Here is a 23320-nt window from a genome sequence, read left to right on the forward strand (position 1 = left end):
CCCCGACCCGACCTGATCCGATCCGACCTGACCTGACCTGACCTGACCCGATCCGATCCGACCCGACCTGACCGCGACCGCCCGGTCGCCGGCCCGCCGCCTGCCCCCGGCCCCGGCGACCGGGCTTCGCGGCGCCCGCGATCACCGGCCGAGCGTGCCGGGCGGCGCGAGGGCGTGTTCGACCTGCTCGCGGGGGAACGGCGTGGCGCGGTCGGCGCCGAACAGGTCCCAGTAGAAGCCGTTCATGGCCGCCGCCACGGGCGCGTGGCGGCGGATGATCGCGGCGGCGACGGGCGGGATGCCGGAGAGGTCGGCGTCCCCCTCCGCGCAGGCGCGGACGAAGGCGTCGCGCGGCGCCGGCGGGCCTGCCACGGGCACCCCGCAGACGTTGGAGACGAGCCAGTTGACCAGCCGCATCAGCGCGTAGCCGAGGTCGTGTCCGGCGTTGCGGCCGAGGAACGCGCGTTCCTCGCCGGACAGCTCGAACCGGGGCGAGGTGGCCAGGCCGAGATCGGCGACGTAGAGGCGGTCGCCGTCGGTGAGCAGGTTGCCGAAGTGGCCGTCGAAGTGCGTCAGCCCGTGGCCGTTCATGAAGGACACGTCGGCCGTCAGGCGTGCTTCGACCATGGCACACGCCTCGGCCGCGGCCTCCGGGCCGTCCGCCAGCCGCGCGGCGAGCCAGGCGTCCAGGTTGTGCGGGACGTACTCCTGGAACAGCACGATTCCGGCCGAAGCCTCCGCGAGGGCGCGCAGCCGCTCCCCCACGGCCGGCGCCCCGCCCCAGTACCGCACGGCGGCCTCGACGTCGGCGTGCTCCTCCGCGGGCGGCGGCGCGCCCGGCAGCACCCGCCAGTGGTAGAGCAGCGGGAAGGCGTCGGTGTGCCCGGCCAGCACCCAGTTGGTCGTCATGACGTGGGCCGCCAGCTCGCGCCAGGAGCCGAAGCCGGGCGAGCCGACGCCGTACTGGCAGAACGGGGGCAGCTCGAACAGGTTCGCCGTGGACATGACGTTGGCCGGCTCGCGTTCCAGGTCGGTCAGCGGCACACGCTTGGCGAAGACGGGCACGCCGTCCACGTCCAGCAGCGCGGAGGCGCCGCCGATGCCCGTGCCGAGGGCGCCGGCCCGTTCCAGCAGCCCGGCCAGCCGCCGGTCGCTGTGCAGGGCCAGGGTGCTCGCCACGTCGGCGTACCTGCCGAGTCGCGCGTTCCTGGACATGTCTTGCGGTTCCGTCAAAGTGCCGTCCTCCGGTCGCAGGGGCGTTCCCCTCATGATTCACCCGAAGCGGTACGGTGAGCACCCGGCGGCCTCCGGCCACCGGACGCGTCCGCGAGGAGGATCCTGCTCCATGAACGCCACCAGACCGTTCAAGGGACTGGCGGCGGCCTGGCTGCGGGCCCGCGACCGGCACGCCTGGCTCGACCATCTGGCCCGCGCGGTGGTGCGCTACGACAAGGCCGACGGCGGCCGGTTGTCGGCGGCCCTCACCTACTACTCCTTCTTCGCCACCTTCGCCCTGGCCCTGCTGGCCTTCGGCATCCTCGGCCACGTCATGGACGACCCGACGGTCCTGGCCACGGTCCAGCACTACCTGAGCGAGAACTTCCCGCGCCTCGACGTGGACGCGATCCGGGAGGCCGGGGGCACGGCCGGCGCGGTGGCCTTCGTCGCGCTGCCGCTGACCGGCCTGTTCTGGATGGACACCCTGCGCTCGGCCACCCGGGCGATGTGGCGGCTGGAGGAGTATCCGGGCAACTTCTTCCTGCGCCAGCTCATCGACCTGGGCGTGCTGGCCGGGCTCGGGCTGCTGCTGGCCCTGTCGCTCGCCGTCGCCTTCGCCGCCGAGCGGCTGCTGACCTGGTTCGCCGTGCTCACTGTGGGCGTGGAGGCCCTGCCGGCGCAGTGGGTGCTGACCGCCGCCGGGTTCGTGCTCGGCCTCGGCGTCAACACCCTGCTGGCCATGGCCCTGCTGACCGCGCCGCCCCGGTTACGCGTGCCGCTGCGGCGGGTGATGGGCCCGGCGCTCGTCATCACCGCCGGGCTGGAGATCCTCAAGACGCTCGGCCTGGTCTACGTCAACCTCACCGCGGCCAATCCGGCCTACCGGGTGGTCGCGGGCGCGGCAGGCATGCTGCTGTTCCTGAAGGTGCTCAACCAGCTCGTCCTGTTCGCGACCGCGCTGACGGCCACCGGCACCTCGGGCAGGGTCAGGGATCTGGCCGTACGGGAGCGTTGACAGGGATACCAACCAAGCGCATGCTCGTTTTCGGCGAGGGGGCCGACCGGCTCTCCCCTTCCGAAGGGATCACCGATGCGACCTGCCTCACCGGCCTCCGACGACCTCACCCCCCGTGGACGCAGCCGCCGCACCCTGCTCGTCGCGGGCGGGATCCTGGTCACCGGCGCGGCGCTCGGCCAGGACCCGGCCTACGCCGAGGCCGACTACGACGTGGTGGTCGTCGGGTCGGGGGCCGCCGGGATGACCGCCGCCCTCACCGCCGCCAAGCGCGGGCTGAGCACCGTCGTGCTGGAGAAGGCGCCGACGTTCGGTGGGTCGGCGGCTCGGTCGGGGGCGGGCATCTGGATCCCGTGCAACGAGGTGATCCTCGCCGCCGGGGTGCCGGACACCCCGGCCAAGGCCGCCGCCTACCTCGCGCGCGTGGTCGGCGACACCGTACCGGTCGCGCGGCAGCAGGCGTTCCTCGCGGCGGGGCCGGACATGATCTCGTTCGTGACGCGCAACAGCCCGCTGCGCTTCCGGTTCATGGACGGCTACTCCGACTACTATCCGGAGTTCCCCGGCGGGATGCCGGGCGGGCGTTCCATCGAGCCCGACCAGTTCGACGGCAACCTGCTCGGGCCGGAGCTGGCCCGGCTCAACCCGCCGTACATCCCGACCCCGGCGGGCATGGTCGTCTTCAGCGCCGACTACAAGTGGCTGACGCTCGCCGCGGTCAACGCGCAGGGGGCCGCGGTGTCGGCCGCGTGCCTGCTGCGCGGCACCCAGGCGGCGCTGCGCGGCGAGAAGCCTCTCACCATGGGGCAGGCGCTGGCCGCGGGGCTGCGGGCCGGGCTGCTGGCGGCCGGGGTGCCCGTGTGGCTGAACACGCCGCTGCTCGACCTGCACGTCGAAGGCGGCCGGGTCGCCGGCGTGGTCACCTCGGCCGGGCTGGTCAGGGCCAGGCGCGGGGTGATCGTGGGGTCGGGCGGGTTCGAGCACAGCGCGGCGATGCGGGCGGAGTTCCAGCGCCAGCCCATCGGTACGAGCTGGACCGTCGGCGCCAAGGAGAACACCGGCGACGGCATCGAGGCCGGCGAGCGGACCGGCGCCGCCCTGGACCTGATGGACGACGCCTGGTGGGGGCCGGTGATCCCGCTGCCCGGCGAGCCGTACTTCTGCCTGGCCGAACGGACGTTGCCGGGCTGCGTCATCGTCAACGGCAACGGCCGGCGCTTCGTCAACGAGGCCGCGCCCTACAGCGACGTCGTGCACGTCATGTACGACCGCAACACCCCGGCCGACCCGCACATCCCCGCCTGGCTGATCATCGACCAGCAGTACCGGAACAAGTACCTGTTCAAGGACGTCGCCCCGCTGCTGCCCTTCCCCGACTCCTGGTACGACGGCGGCGCCCTGTTCAGGGCCCCGACGATCGAGCAGCTCGCGCGGAAGATCGGAGTGCCCGAGGCGGCCCTGCGGGCCACGGTCAACCGCTTCAACGGGTTCGCCCTGGCCGGGCGGGACACCGACTTCCACCGCGGCGACAGCGCCTACGACCACTATTACGCCGACCCGTACGTCCGGCCCAACCCGTGCCTGGCGCCGCTCTGGCTGCCGCCCTTCTACGCGTTCAAGATCGTCCCCGGCGACCTGGGCACGAAGGGCGGACTGCGCACCGACGCCCGCGCCCGCGTCCTGCGGGCCGACGGCTCGGTCGTCCCCGGCCTGTACGCGGCCGGCAACGCCAGCGGCGCGGTCATGGGCCACAGCTACGCGGGCTCGGGCTCGACCATCGGACCGGCCATGACCTTCGGCTACGTGGCCGCGAACGACCTGGCCGCCGGCGGCTGACCGCCGTCGTCAGTCGGCCAGGTACGTGACCGAGCGGACGTCGTAGCCGGTCGCCTTGGAGCCGCGTACGTGCATGATCATCGCGCCGCCGTCGTAGGACCAGGCGCACGCGTAGCCCTTCGGCTCCTTCGAGCAGCCCTGGAAGTGGTGGGTGACGCCGCGCGGGTCGTACCTGACCCGGAACAGCGTGCGCACCGCGGCCTCGGCGCCGACCTCCAGCCCGGCGTACCGGTCGCCGCGCTTCCAGGCGGCGAACAGGTGCGTGGCCGCGGCGGCGGGCCGCTCGACGTGCCGTGACAGGTAGACCTTGGTGACCTTGGAGCCGGTCACGGTCATGGCGATGCCGTTGAGGCCGCCGGGTACGCGCACGCTCGTGTGCACGTACCGGCACACGTTGCCCGAGCAGCCGTCGAAGCGGTCGGGCGCGCGGAAGGCGTAGGAGAAGATCGTGTTCACCGCGGCGGGGGTGGCGACCCGGGCGGCGGCGGCGCGGTCGCCGGCCAGCCAGGCGCGGAACAGCTTGCCGGCCGTCCCGGCGGGCGCCTGCGCGGCCGTCCTGGCGGAGGCGGAAGCGGAGGTGGGAGCGGTCGTGCGGGCGGAGGCGGGGGCGGCGGTGGTGAGGCCGAGGGTCAGCGTCGCGGTCGCCGCGAGGGCGGCGCCGCCGCCGAGAACCAGTCGTCTGGACACGGCACCGACGCTAGAGGCCGTCCCTTGCGCGGCGATTGCTCCCGGCTTGCAGCCATTCCAGTACGCGACCGGCCCACCACCCGCCCGACGCCGGCGTACGCTCCGGGCATGGCTGAGGTCGAGTGGATGAGCATCGATCCTGACAACTTCGATCCCAAGAGCGTCTCCGCCCGCGAGGGGCGTTGCACGTGGCACGGCGAGGCGAACCCCGGCGAGCTCTGCGCGGGCACTCCGGTGGCGGGGGTCAGGGCGGCGGGCGGGCGGTGGCTGGCCTGCGAGCGTGCGGTCGCCCAGATCACCGAGCGGTACGGGGTTCCGCGCCCCGAGCTGTGATCGGCGCGTTTTTCGGCGCTTGAGCGAAACTTTCACAGCCCAAGAGAGCTGTCATCCAGGGGTTGTGTCCGCCGATCGGCGGTGTTCGCACAGAGGGCGTTGACAGCTGCACGGGATCAGGCCGACACTTTCGTGAGCGTACCGATAGTTTCGCCGACCTCCGTCCCCCCAAGGAGGAAGCACGCACATGAACGGCGTCCCCGCTCACCCCGGAAACCGCAGGCGCGGCCGCGCCCGGATGCTCGCCGTACGGGCCTGTGCCGTGGTCGCGGCGCTGGTCGTGGCCGTGACGATGCCGCCCGGCATCGCGAACGCGGCCCCCGTCACCTCCAATCAGACCGGCACCAACAACGGGTACTTCTACTCCTTCTGGACCGACAGCCCCGGATCGGTCTCCATGGACCTGGGATCGGGCGGCGCGTACAGCACCTCGTGGCGCAACACCGGGAACTTCGTCGCCGGCAAGGGCTGGAACCCCGGCGGACGCAGGACCGTGACCTACTCGGGCAGCTTCAACCCGTCCGGCAACGCCTACCTCGCCGTGTACGGCTGGACCAGGAACCCGCTCGTCGAGTACTACATCGTCGACAACTGGGGCACCTACCGGCCCACCGGGACGTACAAGGGCACGGTGACCAGCGACGGCGGCACGTACGACATCTACCAGACGACCCGCTACAACGCCCCCTCGATCGAGGGCAACAAGACCTTCAACCAGTACTGGAGCGTCCGGCAGTCGAAGCGGACCGGCGGGACCGTCACCACGGGCAACCACTTCGACGCCTGGGCCCGCAACGGCATGAGCCTGGGCGGCCACGACTACATGATCCTGGCGACGGAGGGCTACCAGAGCAGCGGCAGCTCGGCCATCACGATCGGCGGCTCCCCCGGCGGCGGCGACCCGGGCGGCAACCCCGGCGGCTGCACCGCGACCCTGTCCGCCGGCCAGCAGTGGAGCGACCGGTACAACCTCAACGTCGCGGTCAGCGGTTCGAACACCTGGACCGTGACGATGAACGTGCCCGCCCCCGAGAAGATCATGTCCACCTGGAACATCACCGCCGCCTACCCCAGCGCCCAGGTGCTGACCGCCAAGCCCAACGGCAGCGGGAACAACTGGGGCGTGACCATCCAGCGCAACGGCAGTTCGACCTGGCCCACGGTCTCCTGCAGCGCGAGCTGACCCCGCGCGCCACCGCACACCCCGCGGCGCGGCGGCCTCCCCGGCCGCCGCGCCGTCGTGCTGCTCGCGGACGGGACGGAAGCTGAGCGTGACGACGTGTTCACGGATGACAAGCCGGGATCGTACAGTGTCAGGATGACGGTCGAGATCACGTGGTCGCGGCGGCGTACGGCGGCCGGCCGGCGCTCGCCGTCACCCCCACGCGGGACGCATCCCATCATCCTCACGGACGAGAAGGACCACCCCCATGGCTCAGATCAGTCCCCCCAGCCCACCGGAGGCCGGTAGCGGCCAGCCCAGCCTGAAGCGGGTGATGGGCCCCGGCCTGTTGCTGCTGTTCATCGTCGGCGACATCCTCGGCACCGGCATCTACGCACTGACGGGCCAGGTCGCGGGCGAGGTGGGCGGCGCGGCCTGGCTGCCCTTCTCCATCGCCTTCCTCGTCGCGCTGATCACCGCCTGCTCCTACCTGGAGCTGGTCACGAAGTATCCGGAGGCCGCGGGCGCCGCCCTCTACGTGCACAAGGCGTTCGGCAAGCAGGCGCTGACGTTCCTGGTGTGCTTCGCGGTGATGTGCTCGGGCATCACCTCGGCATCGGCGGCCTCGCGCGCGTTCGCCGCCAACCTGGCCACCGGGTTCGGCTTCGACGCCGGCAACGGCGTCATCCTCCTGATCGCCGTGGGCTTCATGCTGCTGGTCCTGGCCGTCAACCTGCGGGGTGTGGGCGAGAGCGTCAAGCTCAACGTCGTGCTCACCGCGGTCGAGCTGTCGGGGCTGCTGCTCGTCATCGTGCTCAGCCTGTACTTCATCGCCGGCGGCGACGCCGACTTCTCCCGCGTCGTCGCCTTCGAGACCCCCGCAGACAAGAGCGTGTTCCTGGCCGCCAGCGCCGCGACCTCGCTGGCCTTCTTCGCCATGGTCGGCTTCGAGGACTCCGTCAACATGGCGGAGGAGACCAAGGACCCGACCCGGATCTTCCCGCGCATGATGTTCACCGGCCTCGGCATCACCGGGCTGATCTACGTGCTCGTGTCCATCTGCGCGGTCGCCGTGGTCCCGGTCGGGCAGCTCGCGGAGAGCGAGACACCCCTGGTCACGGTGGTGCAGACCGCCGCGCCGGGCGTGCCGATCGCCTCGCTGCTGCCGTTCATCTCGATGTTCGCCGTCGCGAACTCGGCGCTGATCAACATGCTGATGGCCAGCAGGCTGCTGTACGGCATGAGCAAGCAGGGCGTGTTGCCGCCGTTCCTGTCGGCCGTGCACGCCACCCGGCGCACCCCGCACGCGGCGATCCTGTTCACCACCCTGATCGCGGTCGGGCTCATCACGTTCGTCTCGCTGGTGCCCGACAGCCCGGTCGTGGCGCTGCTGGGCGGCACGACCTCGCTGCTCCTGCTCGCCGTCTTCGCGGCCGTCAACGTCGCCGTCCTCGTCCTGCGCCGGGACGTGCGGACCGACCGGCACTTCAACGCGGGCCGCGTGCTCCCCGTGGTGGGCACGGTCACCTGCCTCTACCTGGTGCTGCCGTGGTCCTCCGGGCGTCCGGCCGGCCAGTACGAGATCGCCGGGATCCTGCTGGTGGTCGGCGCGATCCTGTGGGTGCCGTCCTGGTTGTCGGCCAGGCGGCGCAGCTGATCAAGGTAATGGGCATTTCCGCCCGGCCTTTCGCGGTTTTCCGGGGGCGGCGGCCCGTCATTCGCGAACCCGCCGCCCATTCCGGGGCTCATTCGCCGGGCATTTCCCGCCGGTTGTCGTTCCTGCCGAGGGCCGCCGAGGGACCTTAAGCCCGGCGGAAGAAGACCGTAAGTCTGCTCCGGCACAGTGGGAACACACAGACCGGAACCGGAAGGAAAAGATCGATGCGCAAGGTCAAGCTCCAGCTCCAGATCACCGCGGACGGCTTCGTGGGCGGCCCCGCCGGCGAGATGGACTGGGTGACGTTCCCCTGGACCGACGACATCAACGCCCACGTCGCGGCCCTGTGGGAGCCGGTCGACTGCATCGTGCTGGGCCGCAGGCTGGCCGAGGGCTTCATCCCGGCGTGGGAGTCCCGCCCCGAGGGCGAGACGGAGGAGGGCATCGACAAGATGATCAACACTCCGAAGGTCGTCATCTCCCGCAGCCTCACCGAGTCGCCCTGGAAGAACGCCGTCGTGGCCGGCGGCGACCCGGCCGAGACGATCGACGAGCTGAAGGCGAAGCCCGGCGGCGACGTGATGGTCGCCGGTGGCGCCTCGATCGGCCGCGAGCTGATCTCCCACGGGCTGATCGACGAGCTGCACCTGTTCGTCAACCCGGTCGCGATCGGGGCCGGGCTGCCGCTGTTCCCGACCGGCTCGGGTTACCAGAGGCTGCGCCTGGTCGCCGCGCGCCCGTTCGACTGCGGTGTGGTGGGCCTGCACTACGAGCCGGAGCGTTCCTGACGGACTTCACGGGCCCGCCGGTAAATCCCGCGGCGAACGAGGAACGCGCTTCCCGAAGCGGCCGGAGAATGGCCGTACGGGTGGCGCGTTTTTTGGTCGGAAGGGCATTGACCTGGAGAAAGTCCAGCCAGTCAACCAGCGTGATGGCGATACGGGAAAGAAAGGCCGCCGGCGTACGCGGGAGCACGCCGAGAGAGGGCGGCGGCCGGACCGATCGCCCGGCGGTACGGGCGATCCCGCGCTCCGCGGCCCGTTCGCGAGCGGCCCGCGGCGGACCCGCGAGGCTCCCCCGACGCGGTACGACGGCCCGGGACGCCGGCCGAATACGGGATTCACTCGAGGGTTGACACCCATCTGGTGACCAGGTCATCCTGTTCGGCGGCGTGCCCAAAAGGTCCCAAAAAACTCAACAATCGGCAGGCGCGACAATGACGTCAGATGCACCCCCCTCGGCATCTGTTCTGCACCTTTACCAAGAGCGGCTGCTCGCGACCCCAGAAAGGGTCGCTGTTTCGGCTGGTCAAGAACACCTCACGTACGGCGAGCTGGACCGCCTGGCGAACGGCGTGGCCGTGCGGCTGGGCGAGTCCGCCCTGGCCGGGCGGCGCTGGGTGGCCGTGCTGGCGGGCCGGTCGATCAGACAGGTCGCGGGCCAGCTCGGCGTCATGAAGGCGGGTCTCGCGTTCGCGCCGATCGATCCGGCCACGCCCGCCGAGCGGGTCCGCGCGATGCTGGCGGGAGCCGCCGCCGTGGTGACCGCGCCGGAGTGGCGCGACCTGGTGCCGGACGGCGTCCCGGTGATCGACACGCTCGCCGCCGCCGACGGGCCGCCGCCCACGCCCGCGCCCGGCCCGGACGACCTGGCGTACGTCATCCACACCTCCGGCTCGACCGGGACCCCCAAGGGCGTGCTCGTCCCCCACCGCGCGCTGTCCAACCTGATCGCCTGGTCGCACGAGACCTTCGGGCGGGACGGCCGGGCCCCGCTGCTCACCAGCCCGAACTTCGACCCGTCGGTCTGGGAGATCTGGATGTACCTGACCGGGGGCACCACGATGGTGATCCCCGACGAGCGCACCCGGCTGTCCCTGCCCGCACTGCGCGACTGGATCGTGGAGCAGGAACTGACCACCTGCTACGCGCCCACCCCCATCGCCGAGGGCCTGCTCGGCCTGTCCTGGCCGGAGGGGACCGGCCTTGCGACGCTGAGCACCGGCGGCGACCGGCTGACCCTCTACCCGCGCCCCGAGCTGCCGTTCCGGCTGGTCAACCTGTACGGCCCGGCCGAATGCGCGGTCAACACGATCGCCGGCGAGGTGCCCGTCCACGACGGCCGGACCCGTCCGCCCGCGCTCGGCAGGCCGCTGCCCGGCGTCACCGTCCACCTGCTGGACGAGGAGCTGCGGCCGGTCGAGGAGGGTGAGATGTACCTCGGCGGCGTGTGCGTCGGCCTGGGCTATCTCGACCGGCCGGACCTGACGGCCGAGCGCTTCGTCCGCGACGGCGAGGGACGGCTGCTCTACCGGACCGGCGACCTGGCCCGCCGCGACGCCGCCGGCGACTACGAGTTCCTGGGACGGCTCGACGACCAGGTCAAGATCCGCGGCAACCGGGTCGAACTGGGCGAGATCGAGACCGTGCTCGGCCGCCACCCCCGCGTACGGGCCGCCACCACCGCCGTGCGCGGCGGCGACCTGGTCGCCTACGTCGTGGGCCCGGCCGCCGAGCAGGAGGTCCGCGCCCACCTGCGCAGGTTCCTGCCCGACTACATGATCCCCACCGCCTGGGTGTTCCTGGACGAGCTGCCGCTGACCGTCAACGGCAAGGTGGACCGGGCCGCGCTGCCCGACCCGGTCCGGCGGCCCCGCGCGATCACGCCGCCCGGCACGCCCACCGAGTCGGCGCTGGCCGAGATCTGGCAGGACGTCCTCGGCGCCGCGCCGATCGGCGCCGACGACGACTTCCTGGCGCTCGGCGGCCAGTCGCTGCTGGCCATGCGCGTCGCCGCCCGCGCCTGCGAGCGGTTCGGCCGGCCGGTCGAGCCCCGGATGTTGTTCGAGCACCCCACGGTCGCCGCGCTGGCCCGCGCGATCGACGCCCTTCCGCAGGCGGCGGCAGCGCCGGCCGTCGCAGGAGCCGCTGCGGGAGCCGCTGACGGCGTCACGCCCGCCCAGCGCCGCCTGTGGTTCATCGACCAGATGGCGCCCGGCGGCTCGCAGTACAACGTGCCCATCCTGTTCGCCCTGGACGGTCCCCTCGACGCCGGACGGCTGGAGCACGCGATCAACGAGATCGTGCGCCGCCACCCACCGCTGCGCACCCGCTACGAGGAGCACGACGGCGAGCCGGTGCCCGTGGTCGAGCCGGCCGCGCCAGTCGCCCTGAAGGTCATGGACGCCACCCCGCGCGGCGCGGACGCGCTGGCCCGGCACGCCGCCCGCGACCCGTTCGACCTCCGGAACGGTCCCATGTTGCGGGCGCTGCTGCTGCGGCTGGGCGGCGACCGGCACCGGCTGCTGGTGACCGTGCACCACATCGCCTTCGACGGCTGGTCGGCGGGCGTCTTCCTGGACGAGCTGGCGCGGCTCTACGCAGGCGAGAGCCTGCCCGAGCCGGCCGGGCCGTACCGGCGGGGGCCGGCGGGCGACGGGCTGCCGTACTGGCGCAAGATGCTGGAGTCGCCGCCGGAGCGGCTGGCGCTGCCCGGCGACGGCCCGGGATCGGCGCAGCCGCTGCGCCGCGGCGCCCGGGTGCGGGCGACGCTGCCGGACGGGCTGCTCGCCGAGTTGGAGTCCCTGGGCCTGCGGGCCCAGGCCAGCCCGTTCATGGTGCTGTTCGCGGCCTTCCAGGCGCTGCTGCACCGCTACAGCGGCCAGGACGACCTGGTCACCGGCGTGCCGTTCGCCGGCCGGGAGGCGCCCGGCGCCGACGCCCTGATCGGCTTCTTCGTCGAGACGCTGCCGATCAGGACCGGGCTGGCGGGCGATCCGTCCTTCGAGAGCCTGCTCGCGCAGGTGCGGGCGGCGGTCCTGGCCACGCCCACGGACGTGCCGCTGGAGGAGATCGTCAGGGAGCTGTGCCCCGACGGGCGGCCGCCGTTCGACGTGATGTTCGCGATGCAGGACCCGCCGGACGCCCGGCGCGGCGACGGGGTCACCTTCCGCCTGCTGGAGGAGGTGGAGAACGGCGGCGCCAAGGCCGGCCTGGTGCTCTACGCCGAGGGTCAGGAGATGAGCCTGGAGTTCGCCGCCGACCTGTTCGAGCGGCCCACCGCCGAGCGCCTGCTGGGCCACTACGTACGCGTCCTGGAGCAGGTGGCGGCCGACCCGGCCGCGCCGGTCTCCGCGCTGCTCGCCCGCGGGCACGAGCCGCCGGGCCGCGGCCCCGACCGGTGCCTGCACGGGCTCTTCGAGCAGCAGGCGGACCGGACGCCGGACGCGGTCGCCGTCGAGTTCGAGGGCGCCTCGCTCACCTACGCCGAGCTCGACCGGCGGGCCAACCAGCTCGCCCACCTGCTGCGCGAGCAGGGTGTGGGCCCGGAGGTGCCGGTCGCCCTGCACGTACGGCGCTCGCTCGACCTGCCCGTGGCGCTGCTGGGCATCCTGAAGTCGGGCGGCGCGTACGTCCCGCTCGATCCCTCCTACCCCGAGGGCCGCCTCACCCAGGTGCTCGGCCGGGTCGAGACCCCGGTCCTGGTGACCCACCGGGCGCTGGCCGGCAGCCTGCCGCATCCCAACCCCGTGCACGTCGACACCGACCTCGGCGGCCGTCCGGACCACCGGCCCGACAGCGGTGTCACGCCCGACGACCTGGCCTACGTCCTGTTCACCTCGGGTTCGACCGGACAGCCCAAGGGTGTGGAGATGACCCACCGCCCGGTCGCCAACCTGATGGCCTGGCACGGCGGCGCGTATCGGAGCCTGCAGTTCACCGCGCTCGGCTTCGACGTCTCGGTGCAGGAGATCTTCAGCACCTGGGCGTACGGCGGGACGCTGGTCATGGTCAGCGACGAGGTCCGGCGCGACCCGGCCGCCCTGCTCGACCACATCGCCACGAACCGGGTGGAACGCATCTTCCTCCCGTTCGTGGCGCTGCAGTCCTTGGCCGGCGCCGGGATCGAGCCGCCCGAGACGCTCCGCGAGGTGATCACCGCGGGCGAGCAGCTCCAGGTCACCCCGCAGCTCGAACGGTTCGTCAGGCCGTGGATGCGGCTGCACAACCAGTACGGCCCGACCGAGGGCGCGATCATCGACATCGCCCACACGCTCACCGGCCCGCCGCGGGACTGGCCCAGGCTGCCGCCGATCGGCCGGCCCGTGCCGGGCGTCCAGACACCGATCCTGAACCGGCTGGGCCACGAGGTGCCCGACGGCGTGCCGGGCGAGCTGCACCTCGGCGGCGCCTGCCTGGCCAGGGGCTACCACGGCCGGCCCGACCTGACGCGGGAACGTTTCATCACCTGGCGGGACGGCCGCCGGCTCTACCGGACCGGCGACCTGGCCCGCCGCGACGCCGCCGGGGACATCGAGTTCCTGGGCCGCGCCGACGACCAGGTCAAGATCCGCGGCTACCGGGTCGAGCCGGGCGAGATCGCCGCGGTGCTGACCGGGCATCCGGCCGTGCGCGAGGCGTTCGTCATGGTCAGGGACGGCGCCCTGGTGGCGTACGTGGTCGCCGGCGGCACGCCCGAGCTGCGGCCGTACCTGGCCGAGCGGCTGCCCGAGTACATGGTGCCGAGCGCTTACGTGCCGCTGGCGGCCCTGCCGGTCAACCCGTCGGGCAAGGTGGACCGCCAGGCCCTGCCCGAGCCCGGCCGGGTCGCGCGGGCCGTCACGGCGGCCCCGGCCACGCCGGTGGAGCAGGCCGTCGCCGCCGTCTGGCAGGAGGTGCTGGGCGGAGAGGTCGGACGCCACGACAACCTGTTCGACCTGGGCGGCAACTCGCTCAACGCCACCCGGATCGCCTCCCGGCTGCGCGAGGCCCTGGACGTACGGGTGCCGCTGCGCACGCTCTTCGCCCGCCCGACCGTCGCCGAGCTGGCCGCCGAGCTGGCCTCGCCCGACGTGGAGACGGCCGCCGAGCTCTATCTGATGGTGGCCGCGTACTCCGACGAAGAGGCCGAGGCCCTGCTGCGTTCGATGGAAGGTGATCAATGAGCCTGTCAGCCCAGCAGCGCCAGCTCCTGGAAGCGTTACGCAAGAAGAAGCAGCAGCAGGCGGCCGGGCGGCCCAGGCCGGCGCGGCTGCCGATGTCCTTCACCCAGCTCCGCGCCTGGTACCTGGACAGGATGGCGCCCGGGGCCGCGCACTACCTGATCCCGCTCGCCTTCCGCGTCGAGGGCCCGCTCGACCGCGAGGCGCTGCACCGGGCGCTGAACGCCCTGGTCGCCCGGCACGAGAGCCTGCGCACCACGTTCGCCATGGACGAGGACGGCCCGTACCAGGTCGTGGCGGACACGCTGACGATCCCCTTGGCCGACGCGCCCGACGACGCGCCGATGGACCTGACCGCCGGCCCGCTCCTGCGCGCCCGCCTGGAGCGCGAGGGCGACGACCGGTACGTCCTGCACCTGACCCTGCACCACATCGTGGCCGACGCCTGGTCCCTCGACGTGCTGCGCCGCGAGCTGAGCGACCTGTACGCGGGCCACGAGCCGCCGCCGCTGCCCCGGCAGTACCCGGACTACGCGATCGAGCAGCGCGGCCGGGACCACGGCGAGGACCTGGAGTACTGGCGGGGGACGCTGGCGGGCGCGCCGCCGGTCACCGAGCTGCCGCCGGACCTGCCGCGGCCGGACGTCCAGACGTACGCGGGGGCCGAGCTGCCGTTCTCGCTCGACCTGCCGCGCGAGGAGTTCGCGGCGTACTGCCGGGACCTCGGGGCGACGCCGTACATGGTGCTGTTCGCGGCCTACCTGGTGGTGCTGGCCCGGCGTTCCGGCCAGGACGACCTGGTGGTGGGCACGCCCATCGCCAACCGCGACCAGGTCGAGTACGAGGGCCTGATCGGGTTCTTCACCAACACCCTGGCCGTGCGCGCCGACCTGTCGGGCGGGCCGTCGTTCGCCGAGGTCGTCGAGCGGGTCAGGGAGGCGGTGCTCGACGCCCACGACCACCAGGCGATGCCGTTCGAGAAGCTGGTGGAGGAGCTCAACCCCGAACGCCGCCTGGACCGCAGCCCGGTGTTCCAGACGATGTTCAACATGTTGCCCGAGGCCACGGCGGAGCTGGAGCTGGCCGGGCTGACGGTCACGCCGGTGGAGATCCCCGAGCGCACGGCCAAGTTCGACCTCACCGTGGGCGTCCGCGAGACGCTGGACGGGCTCGTCGAGTACAACACCGACCTGTACCGGCCGGGAACGGTCCGCGCCCTCGTGGCCGACCTGCGTCAGGTGCTGGCCACGGCGATGGGCGCGGCGGCGGCAAGCGACGAGACCGCCGGCGCCCTGCCGCGCCACCAGGTCGTCCAGCTCGTCACCCGGGCCTGGCGCGAGGCTCTGCGCACCGGCGACTTCGGCCCCGACGACAACTTCTTCGAGGTCGGCGGCCACTCGCTGCTGGTGTTGCAGGTGCACGAACGGCTGCGCAAGCGGTTCGCGCTGACGGTCACCGACCTGTTCAGGTACCCGACGATCACCTCGCTGGCGGCCTTCCTGTCCCCCGGCGACCCGGCCCCGGCGGCCCCGGCGGCCCCCGCCACCACGGCGACCGCGGGCGGCGCGCTCGCCGTCGTCGGCATGGCCTGCCGTTTCCCCGGCGCGAACGGCCCCGAGGAGTTCTGGGCGGCGATCCGCGACGGCGTCGAGGCCGTACGGGACTTCACCGACGAGGAGTTGCTCGCCGACGGCGAGGACCCCGAACGGCTGGCCGACCCGGCCTACGTCAGGTCGGGCACGGTGCTGGACGGCATCGACCTGTTCGACGCCACTCTGTTCGAGTTCACCCCGCGCGAGGCCGAGATCCTCGACCCGCAGCAGCGCCTGTTCCTGGAGACCGCCTGGGAGGCGCTGGAGGACGCGGGCTGCGACCCCTCCCGCCATCCCGGCCACATCGGCGTCTTCGCCGGCTCGGCGATGAGCAGCTACTTCATCGAGAACCTGCTGGCCGCGCCCGACGTGCTCAAGGCCGTGGGCGAGTACCAGGTCATGCTGGCCAACGACAAGGACTCGCTGCCCACGCGGACCTCGTACAAGCTGGACCTGCGCGGGCCGAGCGTCAGCGTCAACAGCGCCTGCTCCACCTCGCTGGTCGCGCTGCACCTGGCCAGGCAGAGCCTGCTGGCCGGCGACTGCGACATGGCGCTGGCCGGCGGCGTACGGGTCAACGCCTGGACCCGCCGCGGCTACGTGTACCAGAGCGGCGGCATCGGCTCGCCGGACGGCCACTGTCGGCCCTTCGACGCCGACGCCCAGGGCACGATCGGGGCCAGCGGCGTGGGCGTCGTCGTGCTCAAGCGGCTGGAGGACGCGATCGCGGCGGGCGACACGATCCACGCCGTCGTCCGCGGCTCGGCGGTCAACAACGACGGCACCAGGAAGGTCGGCTACACCGCCCCGGCCGTGGACGGGCAGGCCGAGGTCATCACCGCGGCGCTGGCCGCGGCCGGCGTCGAGCCGGACACGATCGGCTACGTCGAGGCGCACGGCACGGGCACCGCGCTCGGCGACCCCATCGAGGTCGCGGCGCTGTCGCAGGTCTTCACCGGCGACCGGCCGATCGCGCTGGGCTCGGTCAAGTCCAACATCGGCCACGCCGACGCGGCCGCCGGCATGGCCGGGCTGATCAAGACCGTGATGGCGCTCAAGCACCGCACGCTGCCGCCCACGGTCAACTTCGGCACGCCCAACCCGCGCATCGACTTCAGCCCGTTCTACGTGCCGACCGGCAGCGCCGAGTGGCCGGCGGGCGAGGCGCCGCGCCGGGCGGGCGTCAGCGCCTTCGGCATGGGCGGCACGAACGCCCACGTCGTGCTGGAGGAGGCGCCCGTACCGGCCGCCGTACCGGCCGCGGTGGAGGGGCCGCACCTGCTCGTCCTGTCGGCCGCGTCCGAGCCGGCGCTGGCCGAGTCGGCCACCCGGCTCCGCGACCACCTCCGCGCGCGTCCGGACCTGGAGCTGGGCGACGTCGCCGGCACGCTGCGGCACGGCCGCCGCGCGCTGCGGCACCGCGGCGCCCTGGTCGCCGAGGACCACCGCGCGGCCCTCGACGCCGAGCTCATCACCGGTGAGGCCCGCCCGCGCGAGATCGCCTTCGTCTTCCCCGGCCAGGGCGCGCAGCGCCGCGGCATGGGCGCGGGCCTGTACCGTTCCGAGAACGTCTTCCGCGACGTCGTGGACACCGGCGCCGCGGTCCTGGAGCCGCTCCTCGGCCTCGACCTGCGCGACGCCCTGTACGGCGAGGCCGCCGACCTCGACCAGACCTGGCTCACCCAGCCCGCGCTGTTCGTCACCGAGTACGCCCTCGCCCGCACGCTCATCGGACGCGGCCTGCGCCCGTCGATGATGGCCGGGCACAGCATCGGCGAGTACGTCGCCGCCTGCCTGTCCGGCGTCCTCACCCTGGAGGACGCCCTGCGCCTGGTCGCCGCCCGCGGCCGCCTGGTCCAGGGCCTGCCGCCCGGCTCGATGCTGGCCGTGCCGCTGCCCGAGGCCGAGGTGCTCGGCCTGCTCGGCGACGAGCTGTCGCTGGCCGCGGTCAACACCCCCGAGACGTGCGTCGTGGCCGGTCCGGACGAGGCCGTCGCCGGTCTGGAACGGCGGCTGGCCGAGCGGGGTGTCGCCTGCCGTCCGCTGCGCACCTCGCACGCCTTCCACTCCGCGATGCTGGACCCGGTGCTCGACGCGTTCGCCGCCGAGGTCGCCTCGGTGCGGCTGGGCGTGCCCGAGGTGCCGTACCTGTCGAACGTCACCGGCGGCTGGGTGACCGGCGCCGAGACCGCCGACCCCGGCTACTGGGTGCGCCACCTGCGGGAGACCGTCCGGTTCGCCGACTGCGCGCACGCCCTGGTGACGGCCGGCGCGGCGGTGGCGGAGGCCGGCCCCGGCCGCACGCTGAGCACGCTGGTCCGCCGCCAGGGCGGGCAGGCGGTCGCCCTCCTCGCCGAGCCCGAGGGCGGCCCGGCCACCCTGCTGGAGGGCGTCGGACGGCTCTGGGTGACCGGCGCGGACGTCGACTGGACGGCGTTCGCGCCGCCGGGCCGGCGGGTGCCGCTGCCGACGTACCCGTTCGAGCGGCGCAGTCACTGGATCGGGCCGCGCGCCCGCCGCCACGAGCTGACCGCGACGCCCGTCGCGGTGGCCGCCGACGGGCTCGACCCGGTCGCCGCCGCCTGGCGCGACGTGCTCGGCATCACGCCCACCGGCCCGCAGGACGACTTCTTCGAACTGGGCGGCGACTCGCTCGTGGCCACCCAGCTCGCCTCCCGGCTCGGCCTGCCCATCGAGGCGATCTTCGAGCACCCCACCCTCGGCGGGCAGCGGACGCTGGTGGCCCCGGCGGACGAGCCCGAGGTCATCCCGGCCGCCGAGGAGCCGGGACCGACGCCGGTGTCGTTCATCCAGCGGCGCATGTGGTTCATCGACCAGGTGCACGGCTCGGCCGCCTACGCCGTGGCCAACGCGCTCGACCTGGGCGGCGACCTGGACGTGGAGAAGCTGCACGGCGCGCTGCGCGAGCTGGTACGGCGGCACGAGGCCCTGCGGACCGTCTTCCGCGACCTGGACGGCGAGCCGGTGCAGGTCGTGCTGCCCCCCGGCGAGCCGCCGCTGCCGGTCGAGGACTGCGACGACCTGGAACGCGCCCTGACCGAGGACGCGACCGGGCCGTTCGACCTGGAACACGGACCGCTGTTCCGGGCCCGGCTGCTGCGCCTGGCCCCCGACCGCCACGTGTTGTCGCTGGCCTTCCACCACATCGTCGTGGACGGCTGGACGATCACCATGCTCCAGGGCGAGCTGGCCGCGCTCTACAACGGCGAGAGCCTGCCCGAACCCCGGTACGGCTACCGCGCCTACGCCCGCTGGCAGCGCGAGCAGGCCATCGACCTCAGCTTCTGGACCGAACGGCTGCGCGGCGCCCCGCACAGCCTGGACCTGCCGACCGACCGGCCGCGTCCGCCGATGCAGACCTTCGAGGGCGCGGTCGCCGCGCACGTGCTGCCCGCGGAGCTGGCCAAGGGGCTGCGGAAGCTGAGCCAGGAACGCGGCGCCACGCTCTACATGACCCTGCTGGCCGCGCTCCACACGCTGCTGTACCGCTACAGCGGCCAGGAGGACGTCTGCGTCGGCTCGCCGGTGGCCGGGCGCACGCGTCCGGAGTTCGAGGACGTGGCCGGCTGCTTCATCAACACGCTGGTGATGCGGGCCCGGCTCGACGGCGACCTGGCGTACACCGACCTGCTGGCGCAGGTCCGCGAGTACGCGCTCGGCGCGTACGCCCACCAGGGTGTGCCGTTCGAACGGCTGGTGGAGGAGCTGAACCCGCCCAGGGACCTGTCCCGCAACCCGCTCTTCCAGGTGCTGTTCAACCTGCTCAACCTGCCCAAGAGCGACCTGGGCATGAACGGCCTGACCGTGGCCGAGCGGTCGGTCGAGACCGGCGCCGCCCAGGTCGATCTGGCGCTCCAGGTCTACGACCAGGACGACGAGCTGCTGTGCCGGCTGGAGTACAACACCGCGCTCTACGACGAGGACACCGCGCGGCGGCTGCTGCGGCACTACGAGCTGCTGCTCGGCGCGATCGTCGAGGACCCCGCGGCCCGGCTGTCCGGCCTGGCCTTCCTCACCGGCGAGGAGCTGGCCGAGCAGCTCGGCGGCCAGGACGGCGCGGCGCCCGGCGGGTGCGTGCACGAGCTGGTGGAGGCCCAGGCCGACCGGACGCCCGGCGCGGTGGCGGTCACCTTCGAGGGCGAGTCGCTGACGTACCGGGAGCTGGAGGAGCGGGCCAACCGGGTCGCGCACCGGCTGCGGGCGGCCGGCGTCGGGCCCGAGACGCTGGTGGGCGTGGCGATGGAGCGGTCGGCCACGATGCTGGTCACGCTGCTCGGCGTGCTGAAGGCGGGCGGCGCGTACGTGCCGCTCGACCCGATGTACCCCCAGGACCGCCAGGACTACATCCTCGACCACTCCGGCATCGGCGTCCTGGTCACCGAACGCGAGCTGGCCGGGCGCTACACCGCCTACCAGGGGCAGGTCCTGACGGCCGACGACGGCTTCCCGGGCGAGAGCTCGGCCCGGCCACCCGCGCTCGCCGGGTCCGGCAACCCCTGCTACGTCCTGTACACCTCCGGCTCGACCGGGCGGCCGAAGGGTGTGCGCGTCCAGCACTCCTCGGTGGTCAACTTCCTGGACTCGATGAGCCGCGAGCCCGGCCTGACCGGCCGGGACACGCTGGTGGCCGTCACCACGTTCGCCTTCGACATCTCGGTGCTGGAGCTGTTCCTGCCACTCACCGTCGGCGCCCGCGTGGTGATCGCCGGCCGCGAGGCCGCCTACGACCCGCTGCGGCTGGCGGCCCTGCTGGAGGAGGCCACCGTCATGCAGGCCACCCCGGCGACCTGGCGGCTGCTGCTGTCGGCGGGCTGGGCGGGCAAGGCCGACCTCAAGGCCCTGTGCGGCGGCGAGGCGCTTCCCGCCGACCTGGCCGCCGACCTGCGCGGCCGGGTGTCGGAGTTGTGGAACATGTACGGGCCCACCGAGACCACGATCTGGTCCACGCTCACCAGGGTCGGCGACGGGCCGATCACGATCGGCCACCCGATCGCCAACACCCGCGTCCTGCTGCTCGACTCCGCGTCGCAGCTCGTGCCGACCGGCGTGGTCGGCGAGCTGTACATCGGCGGGGCGGGCCTGGCCCGCGACTACCTCGGGCAGCCGGAGCTGACGGCCGAGCGTTTCGTCACCTGGCAGGACGGGAGCCGCCTCTACCGGACCGGCGACCTGGCCAGGCGCCGGGGCGACGGCACGATCGAGTTCCTGGGCCGGGCCGACGGGCAGGTCAAGGTCCGCGGCTACCGCATCGAGCTGGGCGAGATCGAGACGCTCCTGCTCGCGCATCCGGCGGTCCGCTCGGCCGCCGTGGTAGTACGCGGCGCCGAGGAGGACAAGAGCATCGCCGCCTACCTGGTCGCCGACGGCGAGCACGACTGGCGCGAGCACCTGCGGCGCAAACTGCCCGACTACATGATCCCGTCGTCGTTCACCCCGCTGGACGCGCTGCCGCTGACCCCCAACGGCAAGGTGGACCGCAAGGCCCTGCCCGAGCCTGTGGGGCAGACGCGCACCGAGGGCACGGCCCCGCGCACCCCGGCCGAGGTACGGCTGGCCGAGTTGTGGTCGTCCATCCTGGGCGTGGGCGGCGTCGGCATCGACGACGACTTCTTCGCGCTCGGCGGCGACTCCTTCAAGGCCGTGCGCGCCGTACGCGACTCCGGGATCCCGGCGACCGTGCTGGACCTGTTCAAGAACCCGACGATCCGGGCGTTCGCCACGCTCGACGGGTCGGCCCAGCACTCCGGGCTGCTGCACGAGCTGACGCCGCCGCGTCCCGCGGCCGCGCTGACGCTGGTCTGCGTGCCGTTCGCGGGGGCGGGGGCGATCACGTACCAGCCGCTGGCCGCGGCGGTGCCCGAGCACATCACGATGCTCGCGCTGGAGCCGCCCGGCCACGACACCGGCAACCCGGACGAGCCCGCGCTGTCCTTCACCGAGCTGGTCGAGGGCTGCGTCAAGGAGATCAAGGAACGGGTACGCGGCCCGCTCCTGCTCTACGGGCACTGCATGGGCGGCGCGCTCACCGTCGAGCTGGCGCGCAGGCTGGAGGAGGAGGGCGTCGACCTGGTGAAGGTGGTCGTCGGCGGCCACTTCCCGGCGCCTCGCCTGCCCGGGAAGACCTTCGCCTGGTTCCGCCGGGTCTTCCCCATGGAACGGTGGACGTCCAAGCGGCAGGCGCTGGAGTTCCTGCGGGCCATGGGCTTCTTCACCGAGGACCTGGACCCGCGCGAGCGCGACTTCATCATGGGCGTCTTCCTGCGCGACACCCAGGAGGGCGAGGACTACTACACCGAGCTGTACCGGGAGCCCATCAAGAAGCTGTCCGCGCCGCTGGTGTGCGTGGTCGGCGAGAACGACCGCGCCACCGAGCTGTACGAGGAGCGCTTCCGCGAGTGGGAGGCGTTCTCCGACTCGGTGTCGCTGGAGGTCATCCCGAAGGCCGGGCACTACTTCGCGAAGCACCAGGCGCCCGAGCTGGCCGAGATCCTCGGCGGGCACGAACGGCCGCCCGCGCCGCTGCCGCCGCGCTTCCAGCAGGCCAGCCTGAAGACGTTCTTCCTGGTGGCCTTCGGCCAGCTCGTGTCGCTGATCGGGACCGGGCTGACCACGTTCGGCCTCGGCCTGTGGGCATACCAGCAGACGCAGTCGATCTCGATGTTCGCCATCGTCTCGGTCATGGCGCTGCTGCCCGCCGTGGTGCTGGCGCCCATCGCCGGGACGGTCGCCGACCGCTGGAACCGCCGGGTCGTCATGATCGCCGCCGACTCGGCGGCCGGCTGCTCCTCCGCCTGCCTGGCCGCCCTGCTCTGGACCGGCTCGCTCCAGCTCTGGCACGTCTACGTCATCGTCGCGGTCGGCTCGATCTCGACGGCCTTCCACCAGCCCGCGTACATGGCGGCGGTGGCCCAGCTCGTGCCCAAACGGTATTACGGCAAGGCCAACGGCATGGCCCAGCTCGGGCAGGCCGCGGGCACCGTACTGGCGCCGCTGCTCGGCGGGGCGCTCATGGCCGCGATCGGGCTGCGCGGCATCATCGTGATCGACCTGTCCACGTTCCTCTTCGCGGTCACCGTGACGCTGGCGGTCCGCTTCCCGAACGCGCTGTTCAAGAAGCAGGAGGAACCGTTCTGGCGGGAGGTGACGGGCGGCTGGCGCTACATCACCCGCAGGCACGGCCTGCTGGCGATCATCCTGTTCACCTCGTTCCTGAACTTCCCGTTCGCCATGGTCGAGGTGTTGTCCACGCCGCTGCTGCTCAGCCTCACCGACACCCGCGGGCTCGGCATCGCGTTGTCGATGACCGGCGTCGGCCTCGTGATCGGCAGCGTGATCATGACGGTGACCGGCGGCCTGGCCCGCCGCACGAACGGCATCCTGGGCTGCTTCATCGCCCTCGGCGTCGCCTTCGCGATCATCGGCCTGGCGCCCCACCCGGCGCTGCCCGCGACCGGCCTGTTCCTCGTCGGCCTGCTGACCGCGCTGCTGAACGCGCACTGGTTCTCGATCGTGCAGCAGAAGGTCGGCCTCGACCTCCAGGGCCGGGTCATCGCCACCAACCTGATGCTGAGCTGGGCGATGGTCCCGATCGGCTTCCTGCTGGCCGGGCCGCTGGTCGAGCACGTCTTCGACCCGATCGCCGGAGCCGCGCGGGGCAGGGGGATCGGCCTGCTGACGCTGGTGGCGGGCGCGGTGACCGTGCTGATCGGCCTGGCCGCCTTCCGGTACCGGCCGGTCCGGTACCTGGAGGACGACCTGCCGGACGCGATCCCGGACGCGGTGGCGATCACCGACAAGGACCAGATCCAGCAGGCCGCCGACCGCCACCTCGTCGCCTGACCGGCCGTCCCCCGGTGCG

At 72.9% G+C, this 23320-nt stretch carries 10 protein-coding genes; 8 read left to right on the top strand and 2 right to left on the bottom strand.

The window, feature by feature from the left end; genetic code table 11:
• Positions 1-141: 141 nt before the first annotated feature.
• Positions 142-1233: a serine/threonine protein phosphatase gene (locus tag IEZ27_RS25200; protein ID WP_229824304.1), complete on the bottom strand. Its 1092-nt coding sequence runs from the start codon at positions 1231-1233 to the stop codon at positions 142-144.
• A gap of 112 nt (positions 1234-1345) precedes the next feature.
• Here IEZ27_RS25200 and IEZ27_RS25205 point away from each other — a divergent pair, with 112 nt between their 5' ends.
• On the top strand, positions 1346-2233 hold the full coding sequence (locus tag IEZ27_RS25205; protein ID WP_189649503.1) for a YihY/virulence factor BrkB family protein: 888 nt from the start codon (positions 1346-1348) through the stop codon (positions 2231-2233).
• A 75-nt stretch (positions 2234-2308) separates the two neighbouring features.
• Positions 2309-4069 carry a 3-oxosteroid 1-dehydrogenase gene (gene kstD / locus IEZ27_RS25210; protein ID WP_189649504.1) on the top strand — a complete coding sequence of 587 codons (1761 nt, stop codon included), beginning with the start codon at positions 2309-2311 and terminating at the stop codon, positions 4067-4069.
• A 9-nt stretch (positions 4070-4078) separates the two neighbouring features.
• On the opposite strand, the gene IEZ27_RS25215 is transcribed toward kstD, so the two are convergent.
• On the bottom strand, positions 4079-4756 hold the full coding sequence (locus tag IEZ27_RS25215; RefSeq protein ID WP_189649505.1) for a hypothetical protein: 678 nt from the start codon (positions 4754-4756) through the stop codon (positions 4079-4081).
• A gap of 108 nt (positions 4757-4864) precedes the next feature.
• Between IEZ27_RS25215 and IEZ27_RS25220 the strand changes: the two genes are divergently transcribed.
• The 6 genes from IEZ27_RS25220 (at position 4865) to IEZ27_RS25245 (ending at position 23301) form a co-directional block, all read left to right on the top strand.
• Positions 4865-5089 (top strand): hypothetical protein, encoded by a 225-nt coding sequence (locus tag IEZ27_RS25220; protein WP_189649506.1) that lies wholly within the window; start codon positions 4865-4867, stop codon positions 5087-5089.
• 187 nt (positions 5090-5276) lie between these two features.
• Complete coding sequence (locus IEZ27_RS25225; protein ID WP_189649507.1) at positions 5277-6272, top strand: glycoside hydrolase family 11 protein; 996 nt, start codon at positions 5277-5279, stop codon at positions 6270-6272.
• A gap of 247 nt (positions 6273-6519) precedes the next feature.
• The gene (locus IEZ27_RS25230) at positions 6520-7908 is read left to right on the top strand and encodes an APC family permease (protein WP_229824305.1); all 1389 of its coding nucleotides are present in this window, start codon (positions 6520-6522) and stop codon (positions 7906-7908) included.
• A 224-nt stretch (positions 7909-8132) separates the two neighbouring features.
• The gene (locus tag IEZ27_RS25235) at positions 8133-8696 is read left to right on the top strand and encodes a dihydrofolate reductase family protein (protein WP_189649508.1); all 564 of its coding nucleotides are present in this window, start codon (positions 8133-8135) and stop codon (positions 8694-8696) included.
• Between the two features lie 428 nt (positions 8697-9124).
• Positions 9125-13852, top strand: a complete 4728-nt coding sequence (locus tag IEZ27_RS25240) for a non-ribosomal peptide synthetase (RefSeq protein ID WP_229824306.1) — start codon at positions 9125-9127, stop codon at positions 13850-13852.
• Complete coding sequence (locus IEZ27_RS25245; protein ID WP_189649510.1) at positions 13849-23301, top strand: non-ribosomal peptide synthetase/type I polyketide synthase; 9453 nt, start codon at positions 13849-13851, stop codon at positions 23299-23301. Before IEZ27_RS25240 ends, IEZ27_RS25245 begins: the two co-directional genes overlap by 4 nt.
• Positions 23302-23320 lie beyond the last annotated feature (19 nt).

It is taken from the genome of Nonomuraea spiralis (genome assembly GCF_014648435.1).
Taxonomy (GTDB): domain Bacteria; phylum Actinomycetota; class Actinomycetes; order Streptosporangiales; family Streptosporangiaceae; genus Nonomuraea; species Nonomuraea spiralis.